19 protein-coding genes and 1 pseudogene are annotated in these 17,960 nt (G+C 64.7%); 5 read left to right on the forward strand and 15 right to left on the reverse strand.

The genetic code is table 11. The features are described 5' to 3' along the window. Window positions 1-99 precede the first annotated feature (99 nt). The 12 genes from BRA1417_RS0126080 to BRA1417_RS0126135 all read right to left on the reverse strand — a co-directional run bounded on the left by BRA1417_RS0126080 (window position 100) and on the right by BRA1417_RS0126135 (window position 9,079). Window positions 100-705, reverse strand: coding sequence for a hypothetical protein (locus tag BRA1417_RS0126080; RefSeq protein ID WP_027518324.1), 606 nt, complete (start codon window positions 703-705; stop codon window positions 100-102). A gap of 89 nt (window positions 706-794) precedes the next feature. Continuing rightward, window positions 795-1,781 carry a thiamine-phosphate kinase gene (gene thiL, locus BRA1417_RS0126085; RefSeq protein WP_027518325.1) on the reverse strand — a complete coding sequence of 329 codons (987 nt, stop codon included), beginning with the start codon at window positions 1,779-1,781 and terminating at the stop codon, window positions 795-797. A gap of 138 nt (window positions 1,782-1,919) precedes the next feature. Continuing rightward, window positions 1,920-2,417 (reverse strand): transcription antitermination factor NusB, encoded by a 498-nt coding sequence (nusB, locus tag BRA1417_RS0126090; protein WP_027518326.1) that lies wholly within the window; start codon window positions 2,415-2,417, stop codon window positions 1,920-1,922. A 2-nt stretch (window positions 2,418-2,419) separates the two neighbouring features. Next, complete coding sequence (gene ribH, locus BRA1417_RS0126095; protein WP_027518327.1) at window positions 2,420-2,911, reverse strand: 6,7-dimethyl-8-ribityllumazine synthase; 492 nt, start codon at window positions 2,909-2,911, stop codon at window positions 2,420-2,422. Between the two features lie 72 nt (window positions 2,912-2,983). Continuing rightward, the gene (locus tag BRA1417_RS0126100) at window positions 2,984-3,607 is read right to left on the reverse strand and encodes a riboflavin synthase (protein ID WP_027518328.1); all 624 of its coding nucleotides are present in this window, start codon (window positions 3,605-3,607) and stop codon (window positions 2,984-2,986) included. Then, window positions 3,607-4,755, reverse strand: a complete 1,149-nt coding sequence (gene ribD / locus BRA1417_RS0126105; protein WP_027518329.1) for a bifunctional diaminohydroxyphosphoribosylaminopyrimidine deaminase/5-amino-6-(5-phosphoribosylamino)uracil reductase RibD — start codon at window positions 4,753-4,755, stop codon at window positions 3,607-3,609. Before ribD ends, BRA1417_RS0126100 begins: the two co-directional genes overlap by 1 nt. Next, the gene (nrdR, locus tag BRA1417_RS0126110) at window positions 4,752-5,234 is read right to left on the reverse strand and encodes a transcriptional regulator NrdR (RefSeq protein ID WP_007603426.1); all 483 of its coding nucleotides are present in this window, start codon (window positions 5,232-5,234) and stop codon (window positions 4,752-4,754) included. Before nrdR ends, ribD begins: the two co-directional genes overlap by 4 nt. A gap of 29 nt (window positions 5,235-5,263) precedes the next feature. Continuing rightward, the gene (gene glyA, locus BRA1417_RS0126115; RefSeq protein ID WP_027518330.1) at window positions 5,264-6,562 is read right to left on the reverse strand and encodes a serine hydroxymethyltransferase; all 1,299 of its coding nucleotides are present in this window, start codon (window positions 6,560-6,562) and stop codon (window positions 5,264-5,266) included. Between the two features lie 285 nt (window positions 6,563-6,847). Continuing rightward, window positions 6,848-7,069 carry a hypothetical protein gene (locus tag BRA1417_RS0126120; RefSeq protein ID WP_027518331.1) on the reverse strand — a complete coding sequence of 74 codons (222 nt, stop codon included), beginning with the start codon at window positions 7,067-7,069 and terminating at the stop codon, window positions 6,848-6,850. Between the two features lie 49 nt (window positions 7,070-7,118). After that, the gene (locus BRA1417_RS0126125) at window positions 7,119-7,355 is read right to left on the reverse strand and encodes a hypothetical protein (RefSeq protein WP_026233256.1); all 237 of its coding nucleotides are present in this window, start codon (window positions 7,353-7,355) and stop codon (window positions 7,119-7,121) included. Window positions 7,356-7,555: 200 nt separating this feature from the next. Next, complete coding sequence (gene ldtR / locus BRA1417_RS0126130) at window positions 7,556-8,074, reverse strand: transcriptional regulator LdtR (protein WP_007603420.1); 519 nt, start codon at window positions 8,072-8,074, stop codon at window positions 7,556-7,558. Between the two features lie 507 nt (window positions 8,075-8,581). Beyond that, window positions 8,582-9,079 (reverse strand): DUF6163 family protein, encoded by a 498-nt coding sequence (locus BRA1417_RS0126135; protein ID WP_027518332.1) that lies wholly within the window; start codon window positions 9,077-9,079, stop codon window positions 8,582-8,584. A 122-nt stretch (window positions 9,080-9,201) separates the two neighbouring features. Between BRA1417_RS0126135 and hemB the strand changes: the two genes are divergently transcribed. The 4 genes from hemB to BRA1417_RS43015 all read left to right on the forward strand — a co-directional run bounded on the left by hemB (window position 9,202) and on the right by BRA1417_RS43015 (window position 12,494). After that, the gene (hemB, locus tag BRA1417_RS0126140; RefSeq protein ID WP_027518333.1) at window positions 9,202-10,263 is read left to right on the forward strand and encodes a porphobilinogen synthase; all 1,062 of its coding nucleotides are present in this window, start codon (window positions 9,202-9,204) and stop codon (window positions 10,261-10,263) included. Between the two features lie 319 nt (window positions 10,264-10,582). Beyond that, window positions 10,583-11,122, forward strand: a complete 540-nt coding sequence (locus BRA1417_RS0126145; RefSeq protein ID WP_007611123.1) for an RDD family protein — start codon at window positions 10,583-10,585, stop codon at window positions 11,120-11,122. A gap of 179 nt (window positions 11,123-11,301) precedes the next feature. Next, complete coding sequence (locus BRA1417_RS0126150; protein ID WP_027518334.1) at window positions 11,302-12,078, forward strand: arginyltransferase; 777 nt, start codon at window positions 11,302-11,304, stop codon at window positions 12,076-12,078. Window positions 12,079-12,146: 68 nt separating this feature from the next. Continuing rightward, window positions 12,147-12,494 (forward strand): hypothetical protein, encoded by a 348-nt coding sequence (locus BRA1417_RS43015; protein ID WP_084462513.1) that lies wholly within the window; start codon window positions 12,147-12,149, stop codon window positions 12,492-12,494. A gap of 4 nt (window positions 12,495-12,498) precedes the next feature. Here the strand turns inward: BRA1417_RS43015 and BRA1417_RS0126160 are convergent, their stop codons facing one another. Beyond that, entirely contained in the window at window positions 12,499-13,851 is a 1,353-nt protein-coding gene (locus tag BRA1417_RS0126160) for an Nramp family divalent metal transporter (RefSeq protein WP_027518335.1), read from the reverse strand. Window positions 13,852-14,018: 167 nt separating this feature from the next. Here BRA1417_RS0126160 and BRA1417_RS0126165 point away from each other — a divergent pair, with 167 nt between their 5' ends. Then, on the forward strand, window positions 14,019-15,263 hold the full coding sequence (locus tag BRA1417_RS0126165) for an MFS transporter (protein ID WP_027518336.1): 1,245 nt from the start codon (window positions 14,019-14,021) through the stop codon (window positions 15,261-15,263). 86 nt (window positions 15,264-15,349) lie between these two features. Here BRA1417_RS0126165 and BRA1417_RS40860 read toward each other — a convergent pair. After that, window positions 15,350-16,523, reverse strand: a pseudogene (locus BRA1417_RS40860) (IS3 family transposase). A 115-nt stretch (window positions 16,524-16,638) separates the two neighbouring features. After that, the gene (locus tag BRA1417_RS0126180) at window positions 16,639-17,898 is read right to left on the reverse strand and encodes an adenylate/guanylate cyclase domain-containing protein (RefSeq protein ID WP_027518337.1); all 1,260 of its coding nucleotides are present in this window, start codon (window positions 17,896-17,898) and stop codon (window positions 16,639-16,641) included. Between the last annotated feature and the right edge of the window lie 62 nt (window positions 17,899-17,960).

Here is a 17,960-nt window from a genome sequence, read left to right on the forward strand (position 1 = left end):
GCCGATCTCGGCAAGTATTTAGGCCGGTCCGGGGTCGCCCGTTTGCCACAGAACAGGCAAGCGGCCTACCGAAGGGACCGAGCCCAGCCGTGGCCATGCCTAGGCCGCCGACCTCACAGGATGACGGGATGAGGACGCGATCTCGAAGGTCTGGCCATCATCCGTCCTCCGCGTAGTCGAGACCTTGATCTCATAGACGCCACCGTTCGGACCAGGCTCCAAACGAACTGCGATCGTCTGGTCGGGTGTCACGGGACCAAGCGCCACATCCTGGTCAGGCAAAACGAGTGTCGCCAGCTCGTTGACGAAAACGACCACATGCATGCCCTTCGGCATGTTCTTCGTCGCCCATTGCCGCAAGTGATCGTGATAGGGCTGTCGGCTCCATGCCGATGGCAGGCCCGGATCGACCTGGATCTGGATGTTCCGGCTGACCGGATGGATGGTGACCACCATCTTCGCCTGATCGGGCTTCCATTGCGCCGGCATCGCCGCCTCCGTTCGCCAGAGGCAATTGAATTCCGCGCACTGGTCCGGCAGGCTGTCGTGGATCTTGCAGCCACGCCCGGGCTTGCACTGCCCGCACCACTTGCCGGCAGGCTTCTGGATCTCAGGAATGTTGTAGACCTTGCAGCAGAGCGTGCAGCTTCCACATTCCCTGCCGGGAACGGGCTGCAACTTGCTCGCGGTTGAGGCCGCTGTCATCCGAATCAAATCCGCCGATTGCGATTTCCGATAGTACCCGGTTGTCCCCAAAAAGCGGAGAGACTAGACGCGCCTGGCCGCACCAGAGCCTAGAAATGGCTATAGGATAGGCGGCGCAGTGTGATGTCGCGGCCTTGTGCGCCCGTCCATCGCGGCGCTCGTTGGCCGGCGATGATGGTGCCGATCGCCGTGACGGGGACACCAGCCTGCTCGGCCTCCCGTGTGAAATCGGCGCAGCGCGATTCGGGAACGGCGCACAGAACTTCGTAATCGTCCCCGCCGGACACGAGCCTTTCAAGGCCGACAGCGGACATCGCAGCGGCTGGTGACAGCGGAACATGGTGCGCCTCGACCAAGGCGCTGACGCCGGAGGCGGCGCAGAGCTTGGCAAGATCACCTGCCAGACCATCGGACACGTCCATCGCTGCGCTGGCATGGGCGAGCACTGCCCCGGCCAATGCATTGCGCGGCCGAGGGAGGCGATAGCGATCGATCAGATAGTCCTGCGCGGCCCGATCTGCCGTCAGCATGGCCCCCATCGTCCCGCCCGTGAGCACATCGAGGCCAAGCGCGGCGTCGCCGATCGTGCCCGTGACCAGGATACGGTCGCCCGGCTTCGCGCCGGTGCGGCCAACCATCCGCCCCTGCGGCACGCGGCCAAAGGCGGTGATCGAGATCATCTGCGGCCCGGGCGTCGACACCGTGTCGCCGCCGAGCAGCGGACAGGCGAAGGTCTTGGCATCCTCGCCTAGCGCATCGGCGAACGGCCTGAGCCAGGCGTCTTCCTTGCTGCGCAGCGCCAGCGTCAGCACGAAGCCGGCCGGCACGGCCCCCTTGGCGGCGAGATCGGACAGGTTCACCCGCAGCGCCTTGCGCGCGATGGTATCGGGCGGATCGGTGGCAAGATAATGCACGCCCTCAACCACCGCGTCGGTGGTGACGACGATGTCGCTGCCGAGCGCCTGCAGGATGGCGGCATCGTCCACCAGCCCCAGCGCGCCGGGATCAGTCGCCAGCGGCTTGAAATAGCGCGCGATGAGGGAGTCTTCGGCGGAGGTTTCTGGTGCGTTCGTCATCGGCGCTAGCCCCAAACTCCACTGTCATCGCCCGGCTTGACCGGGCGATCCAGTACGCCGAGACGCCCGATATCCATTACCGCTGCCGCGGCGTACTGGATCACCCGCCTTCGCGGGTGATGACAGCGGAATGTGTAATTACCCCCGCCCGAACTCGTCACCGCGAAACTGGCGGCCGATCTGGTCGAGCACCGCGTTGACCATGCCCGTTTCCTCGCGGTCGACGAAGGCATTGGCGACGTCGACATATTCGGACACGACGACGCGGCCCGGCACGTCCTTGCGGTGTTCCAATTCGTAGGCCCCTGCCCGCAGCACCGCGCGCAGGATCGCTTCGATGCGCTTCAACGGCCAGCCCTTCGACAGCGCCTCGTCGATCAGCGGATCGAGCTTCTTCTGGTCGCGCACGACGCCGGAGACGACGTCGCGGAAGAACGCCGCTTCCGCCGGCAGATATGTATCGCCCTCGACCTCGTTGCCGAGCCAGTGGCTCTCGAACTCCGCAAAAATGTCGTTGATGCCGGCGCCGCCGATATCCATCTGGTACAGCGCCTGCACGGCTGCGAGCCGCGCCGCACCGCGCCGGTTCGCCTTCTTCTCCGTGCCAGACGGCGGCTTCTTGTTGTTGTCGGCCATGATCAAGCCCGCGCCAGCCGGCGCTTTATGCGCAGCATCGCAATCGCGGCCCGCGCTGCATCGCCGCCCTTGTTCAGCTCGCTGGCGCGCGCCCGCGCCCAGGCCTGCGCCTCGGTGTTGACGGTGAGGATGCCGTTGCCGAGCGGCAGCTTGCGCGCCACCGCCAGGTCCATCAGCGCGCGGGAAGATTCCTGCGAGACGATCTCGAAATGGATGGTGTCGCCACGGATCACGCAGCCGAGCGCGATCGCGGCGTCGTAGGGCTTGCCATTGGCGGCCGCGGAATCGATGGCGATCGCCACCGCCGCAGGAATCTCCAGTGCGCCGGGAACCGTGATGACGTCGTGGGTCAAACCGGCCGCCTTCAGCTCGGCCACCGCGCCTTCGAGCATCGCGTCCTGGAGATCGTCATAGAACCGCGCCTCGACAATCAGCGCGCGCGCGCCGGAAATGTCGGTCTGGTCCTTCAGGGGTGCGCGCCGCGCGTCTGCCATCGTCAAATCCGTTCCACAGGGGTTGGCGCTATGTAGTCGCCACCAGCGGGTAAGCCAAGTTTAAAGACGCCGTCACTTCATTTCCGTCAGCCGCGCCGCATAGCGGGCCATCAGGTCGACCTCGATATTGACCTCATCTCCCGCCTTCCAGCCGCCGATCGTCGTGACCGTCAGGGTGTGCGGGATGATCAGCACCGAAAAGCTCACGTCCTTCACCGTATTAACCGTCAGCGAGACGCCGTCGAGCGTGATCGAGCCCTTGGTCGCGATGAACCGCGCCAGCTCCCGCGTCGTGGAGAGCTCGAACCGCGCCATCTCGGGCAGGTCCTCGCGGCTGACGAGGGTCGCGATGCCATCGGCATGGCCGGCGACGATATGCCCGCCAAGCTCGTCGCCGATCTTGAGCGCACGCTCGAGATTGAGCCTGGTGCCGACCTTCCAGTGCTTTGCCGTCGTCAGCGCCAGCGTCTCGGCCGCGGCATCGACGTCGAACCAGGTCCTTTGAGCAGACTCTTTGCCGCCTTCGACGCCGGAAGCAACCACCGTCAGGCACACGCCATTGCAGGCGATCGAGGCGCCGTCGGCAATGGTGGTCTGGTCGTAGCGGCAGGCGATGCGCAGCCGGTGCAGCTGGCCTTGCGCCGTCGGCGTGAAGCCGATGATCTCGCCGATATCGGTGACAATGCCGGTGAACATTACGCGCGCTCGTAGATGGTGAGAGTATCCTTGTCGAAGGTCTCGCTAGCATGAACCTTGTAGGCCTGCGACTGCGTGATTTTCGACAGGGGCAATGCAGCGAGCGCATCCACCCCGTCGGCGCCCACCGCCTCCGCGCCGCGGAACAGCCAGATCTCGTCAACGAGGTCGGCGGCGATGAAGGAGGCCGCGACGCGGCTGCCGCCCTCGACCATCAGCCGCGTGATGCCCTTGCCGGCCAATGCATGCAGCACCGCCGCAAGATCGAGCCCCGAGGCGTTGCCGGGCGGCACGCGGATCACTTGCGCACCGGCCGCACCGAGCCGCGTGGCGGCCGCGGCCTCCGCGAGTTCAGAACCCACCACCCACAACGGAATCTCGCGCGCGGAGCCCACGAGCTTGCTTGCGCCGGGAATGCGCAGACTCTGGTCGAGAACGACGCGCACCGGCGAGCGCGCCGCCATGCCTGGCAGGCGGCAGTCGAGCTGCGGATCGTCCACCAGCACCGTGCCGATGCCGACCAGGATGGAGTCGCTCGAGGCGCGCAGGAGGTGCACCCGGTTGCGTGCCGCCTCCCCGGTGATCGCGACCGGCTTGCTCCCGGCCGCGCCGATCTTGCCGTCGGGCGAGACCGCGAGCTTCAGGATCACATGCGGGCGGTGATCCCTGATGCAGCGGAAATGCCCGGAATGATCGAAGGCGGCTTCGCGCGCGCACAGACCCACATCCACCATGATGCCGGCGGCGCGCAAGCGCGCGTGACCCTGACCTGCGACTTCCGGGTTGGGATCCTCGATCGCGGCCACCACACGCTTGATGCCGGCGGCAATCACGGCGTCGGCACACGGTGGCGATTTGCCGAAATGCGAACACGGCTCCAGCGTGACATAGAGCGTGGCGCCGCGCGCGGCCTCGCCTGCGCGCCGCAGCGCTTCAGGCTCGCCATGCGGCCGTCCGCCAGGTTGGGTCCAGCCGCGGCCGACGATCACGCCGTCCTTGACGATGACGGCGCCGACGGCGGGATTGGGCCAGGTACGTCCCTGCCCGCGCCTGCCGAGCGCCAGCGCAAGCTCCATGAAGCGCCGGTCGGCATCCCTGGACTCGCGCGCCTTCTGCGCGAATTGATCCTCCAGGATGCGAAAGATCATTTGCGGATCGCGGCGAGCCGCGCTTCCTCCTCACCGGAGAGTTCGCCGAGCACGTCGGCGAAATCCTTGGCCTCGCGGAAATTGCGGTAGACCGAGGCGAAGCGGACATAGGCGACGTCGTCGAGCGTGCGCAGATGCTCCATCACGGTCTCGCCGATCACCTCGGAGGAGATTTCAGCCTCGCCGCCGGTCTCGAGCTCGCGCACGATGGTGGAGACCATCTTCTCCACCCTTTCAGGCTCGACCTGCCGCTTGCGCAAGCTGATCGACACCGAGCGCATCAGCTTGTCGCGATCGAACGGCACGCGGCGACCGTTGCGCTTGATTACCGTGAGCTCGCGCAGCTGCACGCGCTCGAAGGTGGTGAAGCGGAAATTGCAGGCGACGCACACGCGCCGCCTGCGGATCACGGAAGAGTCCTCGGTCGGACGCGAGTCCTTCACCTGCGTATCGAGACTGTTGCAGTTCGGGCAGCGCATCCGTTGACCTTGACCGGTTGTCTTGGACCTTACTGATAGATCGGGAAACGGTCGGTGAGCGCCTTGACCCGTTCCTTGATCGCGGCCTCGACCAGCGGCGCCTTGCCGTCGGAGGATTGCGCGATCGCGTTCAGGACTTCGGCGATCATGCCGCCCACCTGCTGGAATTCGGCGACGCCGAACCCGCGGGTGGTTGCCGCAGGCGTGCCCAGCCGAATACCGGAGGTGACAAACGGCGACTCGGGGTCGAACGGAATACCGTTCTTGTTGCAGGTGATGGCAGCGCGAACCAGCGCCTTCTCCGAGGCGTTGCCCTTCAGGCCCTTCGGCCGGAGGTCAACCAGCATCAAATGATTATCGGTGCCACCCGAGACAATGTCGAACCCGTGGCCCTTCATCGCCTCCGCCAGCGCCTTGGCGTTCTCGACGACGTTCTTGGCATAGACCTTGAAGTCCGGCCGCAGCGCCTCGGCGAAGGCGACCGCCTTCGCCGCGATCACATGCATCAAAGGTCCGCCCTGGAGGCCCGGGAAGATCGCCGAGTTGAATTTCTTGGTCAGCGCCTCGTCATTCCACAGCATCAGGCCGCCGCGCGGCCCGCGCAGCGATTTGTGCGTCGTGGTGGTGGTGATGTGGGCGTGCGGCACCGGCGAAGCATGCACGCCGCCGGCGACAAGACCGGCGAAGTGCGCCATGTCGACCAGGAGATACGCGCCGACGCTGTCCGCGATCTCGCGGAAGCGCTTGAAGTCCCAGGCGCGCGAATAGGCCGAGCCGCCGGCCACGATCAGCTTCGGCTTGACCTCCTCGGCCTGCTTGGCGACCGCGTCCATGTCGATGATCTGGTCCTCGCGGCGCACGGTGTAGTGCGCGGCCTTGAACCACTTGCCGCTCATGTTGACGGGGGAGCCGTGGGTGAGATGGCCGCCGGCGGCGAGATCGAGGCCCATGAAGGTGTCGCCGGGCTGAAGCAGCGCCAAGAACACCGCCTGGTTCATCTGGCTGCCGGAGTTCGGCTGCACGTTGGCGAAGTTGGCGCCGAACAGCTTCTTGGCGCGATCGATCGCGAGGTTCTCGGCCACGTCGACCCACTCACAACCGCCGTAGTAGCGCGCGCCCGGGTAGCCTTCCGCATATTTGTTGGTCATCACCGAACCCTGCGCTTCCAGCACGGCACGGCTGACGATGTTCTCGGAGGCGATCAGCTCGACCTCATGACGCTGGCGGCCGAGCTCGCCCTTGATGGCGGCTGCGATTTCCGGGTCGGCCTGCTCGAGCGAGGCGGTGAAAAACGAATCGGGCGCGGAGGCGGTTTTGGCGAAGGTCATCTTGCGAATATCTCCACCGCCGCAGCCTTTTGGCGGGCTACGGGCGGGTCTGGTGTGGCGATCGGAAGCGGCGAGCGCGATCTACCACATCGCCCGCAACAGGCCAAGTAGTTGCGGGTCGGACCGGTGATTTATGCAAGATATGGTGGGACTGGAGGATTTGGACGACGGGGCGGTATCCGGTCGTCCATGTCCTGAAAGGCCCGCTTTGGGCTCGAATGGCCGCGCGGGTGCGAGCGGCCAGCCTCGGGCTCGAATGGCCGCGCGGGTGCGAGCGGCCAGCCTCTACAGCCCGGTATACCCCGCCTTCACGGGATCCACGCTGCCGTCGAGCTGCCGCAGATAGGTGAGGCCGCAAACCGTCAACCTGTGGGTGTTCTTCTCGCCGGCTTCCATCAACGTGTTGAGGTAGTTAGTCACCTTTTCCCGCGCCTCCGCGCTCGCCGCCGACGTGCGGTTGGCGAGCAAATCGTAGGTATGCATGATCCGGTCGATGGCAGCTTCCATGGCACCCTCTGGTTCTTGGCGATTTTCTTGCCGCGTTTGGGAGTTGAGATCAGGCAACCGCTTTGGCCTCGGACTGCGCCTCGAACCTGACGATGGCCTTGTTGGCCAGCCTGATCTTGTTGAATTCGCCGTGCTGGAGCAGCTTGATGACGATCTCGAGCAGGCGTTCGTCGGTAACGAGGGTGTCCCGGATCGCGCCGGAGCGGCGAAGATAGTTCGCGGCGATGGCATAGGCCTCGCTCACGAGTTCCACGTTCATCACCCCAACGCCACGCTCGACCAGCATCGTCCGCCCTCCGATCGAAGGGGATAAGCGCCGAACCGGGAACTCGTTCCCTGCGATCGGGGATTTTTTCGCAACCGCGAAATGGAAAAACGCACCGGTCCGGACACAGCCGGGCCGGCGCGCTTGGGGAAGCTCAGGCACGTTGGGAGGCTTGCCGGTCTTGTTGCGGGCCGGCTTGGCCTTGTCCCGTCGAAAAGAACTCAGAGGCGATACAGGATCTGGTCGGTCCAGAACCGCTCGAGGCGGTGCAGCGACTTGTTCAGGGTCGAGAACTCCTCGCCCGAGATGCCGCCGACCTGCTCGACCGTCTTGACGTGCTTCTGGTACAGCGAGTCGACGATGCGGCGGACTTCCTGGCCCTGCGGCGTCAGGCGGATGCGCACCGAGCGACGATCGACGCGCGAGCGCTGATGGTCGAGGAAGCCGAGCTCGACGAGCTTCTTCAGATTGTAGGAGACGTTGGAGCCCAGGTAATAACCGCGCGTGCGCAGTTCGCCCGCGGTCAGCTCCTTGTCGCCGATGTTGTAGAGCAGGAGCGCCTGCACCGAGTTAATGTCCGCACGACCGCGGCGATCGAACTCGTCCTTGATGACGTCGAGCAGCCGGCGATGCAGCCGCTCCACCAGAGTCAAGGCTTCCAGATAGAGCGTCTGCACCGAACCCTGCTGGCCGGAGACGCGCTCTGCGGTATCTGCCGCAGTTGCGACGGCTTTCATCATGACACTTCCCCTGTTGTCGTTTTTATCGACACTCATTCGACGAAACTTGTGTCCCGTCTGATAGGTGCAACTTAAGGGGCTCGTTTGAAGATCGGCTTAAATAAGAGAATAAAGAGATCATGAATTTAAGACAGTGAATTGCGGATTAAGCCTGTGCCACAAGCACTTTTCGCAATAGTCTGTTGACTCTCGCAAGGTCCTGTTCACCCTCCGTCCGCCGCGATTGTCGCATTCCAGAACAGCCCCGCCCCGTTTCGAAACGGCCGCGTAACAGCTGTGGCGGAACACGCTGGTTAGCGAAAACTTACGTCGAATTTTACGCAACCAACCGTCAACCAAGCGGGCACAACTGCGCCCTCGTGTCCCGGACCAGCACAGAGAAGATCCGGGTCCCAGGGGACACGAACGAGTTCGTGGAGAGATGGGCCCCGGCTCAGCGGCGCATCACTGCGTGCTGCGCAGCGTCCGGGGCACGAGAGAAAGAGTGATCGTTGAAATCGACTTCGCCTATGGCGGCCGTTCGCGCGCGGCCATCCAGGCGAGCGCGAGATAGGCGGCGAGCATGAAGGCTTCGACGCCGACCACAATCAGGCTGCCGCCGTAGATGCCGGGGAACATCAGTTCGATCACCGCCATCGACACCACGGTCGTCAGCCACACCACAGCGCCCCAAGGTGTGGCGAGCCAGAGACCAACCGCAGCAACGAGCTCGATCACGGCGAAGTAGATGGTGGAGGCCTGCCAAGCCATCGACTGGTTCTCGAACGCTTCGTCCTCGCCGCCGACGAAGCCCGTCACCTGCGCCCAGTGATAGAGACCTTTCAGGATCGAGAGCAGCGCCATCACCCGCAGGAACAGCACGAGCCGGCGCGTCCAGACATTGTCGTCGGACTCAGCTCGCTCAGACGAGATCGCCGCCACCGACATTGCGCTGTCTCTGGCATTGTCTCGGACGGCGTCCCTGGCACTGTCGCGGGCCGCATCGCGGGTGGAGATCTCGGACATGCCCCCTTCTGGCTGCTTTGCCCCGCAAAATCAATCGGCTGCCATCTTTTGCGACAGGTCAAGCCGCGGTGACGGGAACCATGCAAGCTGGTATAAGAATAATTCTAGCCGGAGGAAGAGTGATGGCGATCAAATACGGACGTCCGATCGAATTGCGCGAGGTCTCGCGCCGGGATGGCACTGGGGCCTCCCCTGCCCTCGATCTGACCGTCCGCCCGCGCCGCAACCGCAAGGCCGAATGGGCCCGGCGCATGGTGCGGGAGAACGTGCTCACGACAGACGATCTGATCTGGCCGCTGTTCCTGATCGACGGCAACAACAAGCGTGAGCAGATCGCCTCGATGCCGGGGGTCGAGCGTCTCAGCGTCGACCAGGCCGTGCGCGACGCCGAGCGCGCAATGAAGCTCACCATCCCGTGCCTCGCGCTGTTTCCCTACACCGATCCGTCCCTGCGCGACGAGGAGGGCTCGGAAGCCACCAACCCGAACAATCTGGTCTGCCAGGCGGTGCGCGCTATCAAGAAGGAGTTTCCGGAGATCGGTATTCTCTGCGACGTCGCGCTCGATCCCTTCACCAGCCACGGCCATGACGGCCTGATCTCCGACGGCAAGATCCTGAACGACGAGACGGTCGCCGTGCTGGTGCGTCAGGCTCTGGTGCAGGCCGAAGCCGGCTGCGACATCATCGCGCCCTCCGACATGATGGACGGCCGCGTCGCCGCGATTCGCGAGGGCCTGGATCGCACCGGGCTTCTTGACGTGCAGATCATGGCCTATGCCGCAAAATACGCCTCCGCCTTCTACGGCCCGTTCCGCGACGCCATCGGCTCGGCCAAGACGCTCACCGGCGACAAGCGCACCTACCAGATGGACAGCGCCAACACCGACGAGGCGCTCCGCGAGGTCGAGCTCGACATTTCCGAGGGCGCCGACATGGTGATGGTCAAGCCCGGCATGCCCTATCTCGACGTCGTCCGCCGCGTGAAGGACACGTTCGCAATGCCGACCTTCGCCTACCAGGTCTCCGGCGAATACGCGATGATCGCGGCCGCCGGCAACAACGGCTGGCTCGACGGCGACCGCGCCATGATGGAGAGCCTGCTGGCCTTCAAGCGCGCCGGCGCCGACGGTGTGCTGAGCTACTTTGCACCAAAGGCGGCGGAGAAGCTGCGCGCGCAGGGGTAGCCCCCAAGGTCGTCCCGGCGAAGGCCGGGACATCTGTCTCTTTATCGTCGTCCTGGCGAAAGCCAGGACCCATACCGCGTGATCTATCGAGAGCACGCGGTATCGATACCGGCGAACGTACCAACTTCCAGTCTTCGCCAAACTTCTTCCCGGGGTAATGGGTCCTGGCTTTCGCCAGGACGACACCGAGGGTGTGCCACCACCACCTCCGCCGCCCCCGAATCGCCGGAATATTTCGGCTTGTTAATCTCGGCGCCCTTGGCACGCGGACGGCCTGTTCCCATGTCCTGCCACGGGAGTTTCCCTCGGGAGAACGGTCATGTCGTATTCGGACTCGGGCAATGCCTGGCGCAATGACGGTGGGGCGCAGCCGCATGCCTACGATCCCTATCTGCACCCGGAACTGTTCCGCGGCGTTGCGACGCGGCGCGTGTTCGCTTTCCTGATCGACATGGTCGTGATCTCGGTGCCGGTGATCCTCGGCTACCTCTTCATCGCGGTGTTCGGCGTGGTCACGCTCGGCATCGGCTGGGCGCTGTTCTGGCTGGCTTGGCCTGCCTCCGTGATCTGGGCCATCGTCTATTACGGCGCTTGCATCGGCGGTCCGTCGTCCGCGACGATCGGCATGCGCGTGATGGATCTAGAGCTCCGCACCTGGTACGGCGCGCCCGGTTATTTCGTGCTGGGCGCCACCCACGCCGTGCTGTTCTGGGTGACCGTTTCGTTCCTGTCGCCCTTCGTGGTGCTGGTTGGCCTGTTCAACGGCCGCAGGCGCTTGCTGCAGGATTTCGTGCTGGGAACGGTCGTGATCAACAATTCCGTTCGTGCGCCGGTGCCGCAAGGCGCGAGAACCTACTGATCAAAGGACCTACTGATCAGCGACCTTTCGATCAAGGACCCGCTGATCAACCAACCTGGATCAAGAACCTGTCAACCTGGACCCGCTATGCTGACCGACCTGACCTGCCGAGCAGACCGATTGACCGGGGGCTTTCGTAGCGCGATGCTGATGTACATTTTGGAGGCCCACGACGTCCCTTGACCCAGCACTCGCGCGACACCCCACAATTTTACCTCACGGCGCCCTCCCCCTGCCCCTATCTGCCGGGCCGGCACGAGCGCAAGGTGTTTACGCACCTCGTAGGTGAGCGCGCCGGCGACCTCAACGACCTTCTGACCCATGGCGGCTTCCGTCGCAGCCAGTCGATCGCCTACCGGCCCGCCTGCGACCAGTGTCGCGCCTGCGTCTCGGTCCGGGTGATCGCCAACGAGTTCCGCCCCTCCCGCAACTTCCGCAAGGTGATTGCGCGCAACGCCGACATCATCGGCGAGCAGCGCAGCGCGGTGCCGACCTCCGAGCAATATTCGGTGTTCCGCGCCTATCTCGATTCCCGTCACCGCCATGGCGGCATGGCCGACATGACCGTGCTCGACTACGCCATGATGGTCGAGGACAGCCATGTCGAGACCCGCATCATCGAGTACCGCAAGCGTGGTCCCGACAGCGGCATCACCGGCCGTGGCGAGCAGCTGATCGCGGTCGCACTGACCGACGTGCTCAGCGACGGCCTGTCGATGGTCTATTCGTTCTTCGAGCCGGGCGAAGTCAGCCGCTCGATGGGTACGTTCATGATCCTCGACCACATCGCCCGGGCTCGCCGGCAAGGACTGCCTTACGTCTATCTCGGCTATTGGATCGAAGGCTCGAAGAAGATGGACTACAAGGCCCGCTTCCTGCCGCAGCAGCGCCTCGCGCCGTCTGGCTGGCTGCGCATCGACGCGCAAGGCGACGCCGCGTCCGAGCCGCAGGATTGATCCAGCACTGCAACCGTGGGCGAGATCGGTCGTTGTACTGCACCGGGTCGGTGGATACGGAGGCATTCTTGTCGAGCAAGGCCTACGAATTACTCGAGCGAGCGATTGTCGAACGACGCCAGGTGCTCTGCTTCTATCAAGGCCACGTGCGCGAAATCTGCCCGGCAATATTGGGCCACACCGATGGCGACGAACGCACGCTCGCCTTTCAGTTTGCTGGCGGTTCCAGCAAACGATTGCTGCCTGGAGGGCAATGGAAGTGTTTGAACGTCGCCGAAATGAGCAATGTCGCGCTTCGTTCTGGAGAGTGGCACGGGGGCACTAGCCACCGCAAACGCCAGGAATGTGTGAAAGACGTAGACATCGATGTGAACCCGCGCAGCCCCTACAAGCCGCGACGTCGCCTCAGGCGCTGATCGTTCACCCGAACAGCGTATCCACCAGCAGCTTCACGTTCAAAACCACGATCACGCCCGCCACGATCCAAGCGATCGCCGCGACCCACGCCGGGATTACGAACTTGCCCATCTTGCGGCGGTCCGAGACGAACCGCACCAGCGGGATCACGGCGAAGGGCAATTGCATCGACAACACGACCTGGCTGAATACCAGCAGATCGGCCGTGCCGCGCTCGCCATAGATCGCGGTGACGACGATCACGGGAATGATCGCGATGCCGCGCGTCAGCAACCGGCGCGCCCAGCTCGGCAGGCGCAGGTCGAGAAAGCCTTCCATCACGATCTGGCCGGCGAGCGTCGCCGTCACGGTTGAATTCAGGCCCGAGGCGAGCAGCGCCACCGCGAACAGCGTCGAGGCGATGCCGAGCCCGAGCAGCGGCGACAGCAGCTCGAACGCCTGGCCGATCTCGGCGACATCGGAATGGCCGCTCTTGTGGAAGGTCGCGGCCGCCACGACGAGGATCGCGGCATTGATGAACAGCGCCAGCATCAGGGCGATGGTGGAGTCCGTCGTCGCCCATTTGATCGCCTCGCGGCGGCCCTCGTCGTTGCGCTCATAGGCGCGCGTCTGCACGATCGAGGAGTGTAGATAGAGATTATGCGGCATGACGGTCGCGCCGATGATGCCGATCGCGATGTAAAGCATCTCGGGGTTGGTGAAGATCTCGGTCTTCGGCACAAATCCCTTCAGCATCTCAGTAACGGGCGGTGCTGCCGCCGCTAGCTGGACCGTGAAGCAGACCGCGATCACGACGAGCAATGCGATGACGAAGGCTTCGAGGAAACGGAAGCCGCGGTTCATCAGGATGAGCAGCAAGAAGGCATCCAACGCAGCGATCAGCGCGCCGCCGATCAGGGGAATGCCGAACAAGAGTTTGAGCGCGATCGCCGTGCCGATGACCTCGGCGAGATCGCAGGCGATGATCGCTGCCTCGCAGGCGAGCCACAGCATGAAGTTCACCGCCGGCGAATAGGTCGCGCGGCAGGCCTGCGCGAGGTCGCGGTCGGTGACGATGCCGAGCCGTGCCGCCAGCGATTGCAGCAGGATCGCCATCAAATTCGAGAGCAGGATGACGGAGAGCAGCGTGTAGCCGAACTTGGACCCTCCGGCGAGATCGGTCGCCCAATTGCCGGGGTCCATGTACCCCACCGAGACCAGATAGCCCGGGCCGACAAAGGCGAGCAGGCGCCGCCACCACACCCCCGCGATGGGGAGGGCGACCGAGGCATTCACCTCGGCAAGGCTCTTGGTCGCAGGCGCGTCATTGCGCCAGCCGGCGGCGTCTCGGGTCAGATCGGGAGAGCGAGCATCCATGGGGCGAGAATACCGAAGTCGAGCCTTATTGCAACTCATTTGCAACTGCATCTAGCCGTATCGGTCCCTCGGCGGCCGCTATGTGCCGCCCCTGTCGGGAAGCGGGTGGGTTTGGCCGTCCTCCGAGGCGGATAGTGGCTCCGACTCGACTTTGCAGGAAATGAGCCATGTCAAATCCCCCGCGTCTCCCCGAGACATTCAACCGCCTCGCTTGGTCCAATTTGGCGGCACAGTCGGCCGAACAGATCGCGCTGGCCGCGGCCCCTATCGTCGCGGTGCTGACGCTCGGCGTCGCCGAAGGCCAGACCGGCCTGCTCCAGACCGCCCTGACCCTGCCCTTCGTCCTCTTCGCCATTCCGGCCGGCCTGCTGGCCGACCGCATCTCCCGCCGTTCGCTGATGGCGGGTGCCGAGGCGTTGCGGGCTGCAGCCCTTGCAGCGATCGTGCTGCTGCTCGCGCTCGGCGCGCTCAATCTGCCGCTGCTGGCGCTGCTCGGCTTTGCCGCCGTGTGCGGCACCGTCGTCTACAGCGTGGCCGCGCCGGCGCTGGTGCCCTCGCTGGTGAGTTCGGACCTGCTACCGGCGGCCAATGCGCGGATCGAGCTCGCACGCACCATCGCCTTCGCCAGCGGCCCTGCGCTCGGCGGCGTGCTGGTCGGGTGGTGGGGCGCGAGCCCGGCCTTCGGCTTTGCGGCCGCGCTGTCCGCGATCGCCGTCGTGCTGCTCTCCGGCATCTACGAGCCCGACCGCACGCCGGCCCCTCGGCGGCATCCGTTTCAGGACATCCGCGAGGGCGCGGCCTTCGTGTTTCACCATCCGCTGCTGCGGCCGGTCTTCATCACCCAGTTCATCTTCAACACCGGATGGTTTCTGCAGATCGCGGTGTTCGTGCCCTACGCCGTACGTCACCTCGGCCTGACCGCTGCCGGTATTGGCACCGTGCTGACGATGTACGGTGTCGGCATGGTGATCGGCGCGCTGTTGGCCACGCGCGTGATGAAGCGCATCGCGTTCGGCACGGTCGTCGGCCTCGGCCCCGTCACCGGCTTCGTCGCCGCCATGGTGATGGCGCTGACGGTGCTGGTCCCCTCGCCCTGGCTGGCGGCCTTGAGCTTCTTCCTGCTCGGCGTCGGGCCGATCCTGTGGGTGATCTCGACCACGACGCTACGCCAGTCCGTGACCCCGCCACGCCTGCTCGGCCGCGTCTCCGCCATCAACATCATGAGCTACGGCGCCCGCCCGATCGGCTCTGCGTTGGGTGCGATCGTCGGCGGTCTCTGGAGCGCGGAAGCCTGCCTCTATCTCGCCGCGGCCGTGTTCGGCGCGCAGGCGCTGGTGATCTGGCTCTCGCCCGCGGTGGCGCTGGACCGGCAGCCGGACATGGTGGGCGATGACGTGGTGGCGTGGTGTTAGCTGCACCGTCAGTGCGAGCGAAGCGAAGCAATCCAGAATCCCTCCGCGGAGACAGTCTGATCTTCCCCCAAAAAAGTGGACAGGGTTCAAGCCGATTTTAGCTCCATCTCGACCGGGCTGATATAGCCGATAGCCGAGTGCCTTCGGGTCTGATTGTAGAGCCTTCGACGTAAGCGAAGATGTCGCGCTCGGCTTCATTGCGGGTCTCATATTGACTGTGATGGATCAGTTCGGTCTTGAGCGTGTGGAAGAAGCTTTCCATCGGGGCGTTGTCGTAGCAGTCGGCTCTGCGGCTCATCGAAGGCCGAAAGCCGGCGGCTTGCAGCGCTTGGCGGTACTCGGTTGAAGCATATTGGATGCCGCGATCGGAATGATGGATCAGGCCGGCGCCGGGCTTTTGTCCCTTGATCGCCATTCGTAATGCGGCGAGCGGCAATTCGGCGCGTAGATGGTCGTCCATTGCCCAGCCCACGATGCGGCGACTGTACAGATCCATAACGGCGGCCAGGTACAACCATCCCTGGCCGGTCCAGACATAGGTGATGTCGGCGAGCCAAACCTGATTGCGCATGGCGGCCGAGAAGTTCCGGCCGAGCAGGTTCGGCGCGATCGGGAAGCCATGCCCGCTATCGGTGGTGCGGCATCGTCGCGGCCCGGCGGAGATGGCTCGAACGCCATGACGGCGCATCTGCCGCTCGATCCGGCCACGGCTTGCATGATGTCCCTGGGCTTTGAGCTCGACATGGATGCGCGGGCTGCCATAGCGGCCATGGCTCTCGCGATGAACCCGCTTGATGCCTTCCAGCAGATCTCGATTGGCCACGGCCCGAGGGCTTTCCGGGCGCGACCTCCAAGCATAGTAGCCCGCGGGCGAGACGCCGAGCACACGGCACATGATCTTAACCGGATAGTCCGCCCGGCGATCTTCGATGAAACGGAACCTCATGTCCGGGGTCCAGCAAAGATCGCTATCGACTTTTTTAAAATGTCGCGCTCCATGCGCAGCTGTTCGTTTTCCCGCTGCAACCGTGCGACCAGGTCAGCTTGGTCCGCCGACGGCACCGCCGCTTGCGATGTGGGCGCCACGGCGCTGCCGCCGGCTGCCACCGTGCTCCGATCCTTCACCCATCGGCTCAGCACGGAGCCGTCAAGCCCGAGCTCCTTCGATACCGACTTCGCCGAGCGGCCGCTCGACAAGACCAGATCGACTGCCTGCCGCTTGTACTCGTCCGAATAGGACCGTCGCTGCCGTTTCGCCATCTGACACCTCTCGCTGCCTAAGCTATAGGTGTCCACCGATTTAGGGGAGGCTCAAGTCTGGATTGCTTCGTCGCAAGAGCTCCTCGCAATGACGGAGTATGTTGTAACAGCTAGCCTATCCCGCCAGATACCGCTCGTAGCTCCCCGTCACCGGCTCGCTCGCGTCGACCTCGGGATCGAGCGTGTAGAGATCCTGCGCGCGGCCGATGCCACGCAACGCGTAGCGGCCGGTGGAGACGAGGTAGCGGCGGCCGGCGGCGTCAAGGCCCTTGTAGAACTCCGCCGAGGCCAGCAGCTCGCGATCGACAGAACGGCTCATCGAGGCGATGCGACTGACCTCGTTCACGGTCGGGCCGACCACGGTGAAATCAAGCCGGTCCTCGCTGCCGATATTGCCGTAGAAGACCTCGCCGACATGCAGGCCGATATAGGCGGACGTGATGGGACGGCCCTCGGCGCCCCGCCGCAGGTTCAGCGCCGCCACGTTCTTGCGGAACAAATGCTCGGCGCGCAACGCCGCGCGCCGGGCATGCGCCATGTCCTCGCCGGTGAACATCGCGAGGACGCCGTCGCCGATCAGCTTCAGCACGTCGCCGCCGGCATCGTGGATCGCATCGATCACGGCCTGCGCATAGTCGTTGAGGAACGGGATGATCTCGTCGGGGCCGATGCTCTCGCTGATTCCGGTCGAGCCGCGCAGATCCGAATACCAGAGCACGGCGTTGATGCGCTCGGTGACGCCGCGCGAGATACGTCCGCTCAAGACCTGCTCTGACGCATCGCGGCCGAGATAAACGCGGCCGAGCGTGCGCGCGATGTCGACCTGCTGCGCCGACTTGATCGCGAGCCCCAGCACCGGCACGAGATCGCGCAACGCCGCGAGTTCGGCGTCGGCGAAGCCGCTGTCGCGTCGCGTTGTCCAGGAGGAGTAGAGGCAGTCCATCTGCCCGAGCGCTCCGGTCTCCCCGAAGCGGTGCACAAAGGCCAGGAAATGGCGATGACCCGTTTCGGCGAGTTCGCCGATCTGCGAAAAATCGAGCGAGGGCGCGTCGGCGAGGTCGATCACCATCTCGTCGTGACCATGCTCGAGCAGATGATAGAACACCGACCGGCGCCAATTGTTGGCCGCGTCGCCCTCGGCCGTCGAGCCGTATTCGACCACGTCGCTCTCGTTGCTCGGCGTATCGCTCCAGCGAAAGGCGCGCCCCTCGTAGATCGGGTGCAGCGTATCGATCACGACAAGCCCACGCGAGAGTTCCAGCCCCTCGGCGCGGCAGCGCTCGCAGAAGCCGCGCAGCAGTTCGGGTTCGGGCAGGCCCGTGAGCCCCTGGCCGGCCAACCAGTTCATCAGCGCAAGGCGCGAGGTCAATTGCATGCGCCATTATGCCGTGCATTCGTGACGAGCGAAAGGCGGCGCGCGGACCTTGCGTCAAGGCT

This window comes from Bradyrhizobium sp. WSM1417, assembly GCF_000515415.1.
Taxonomy (GTDB): Bacteria; Pseudomonadota; Alphaproteobacteria; order Rhizobiales; family Xanthobacteraceae; genus Bradyrhizobium.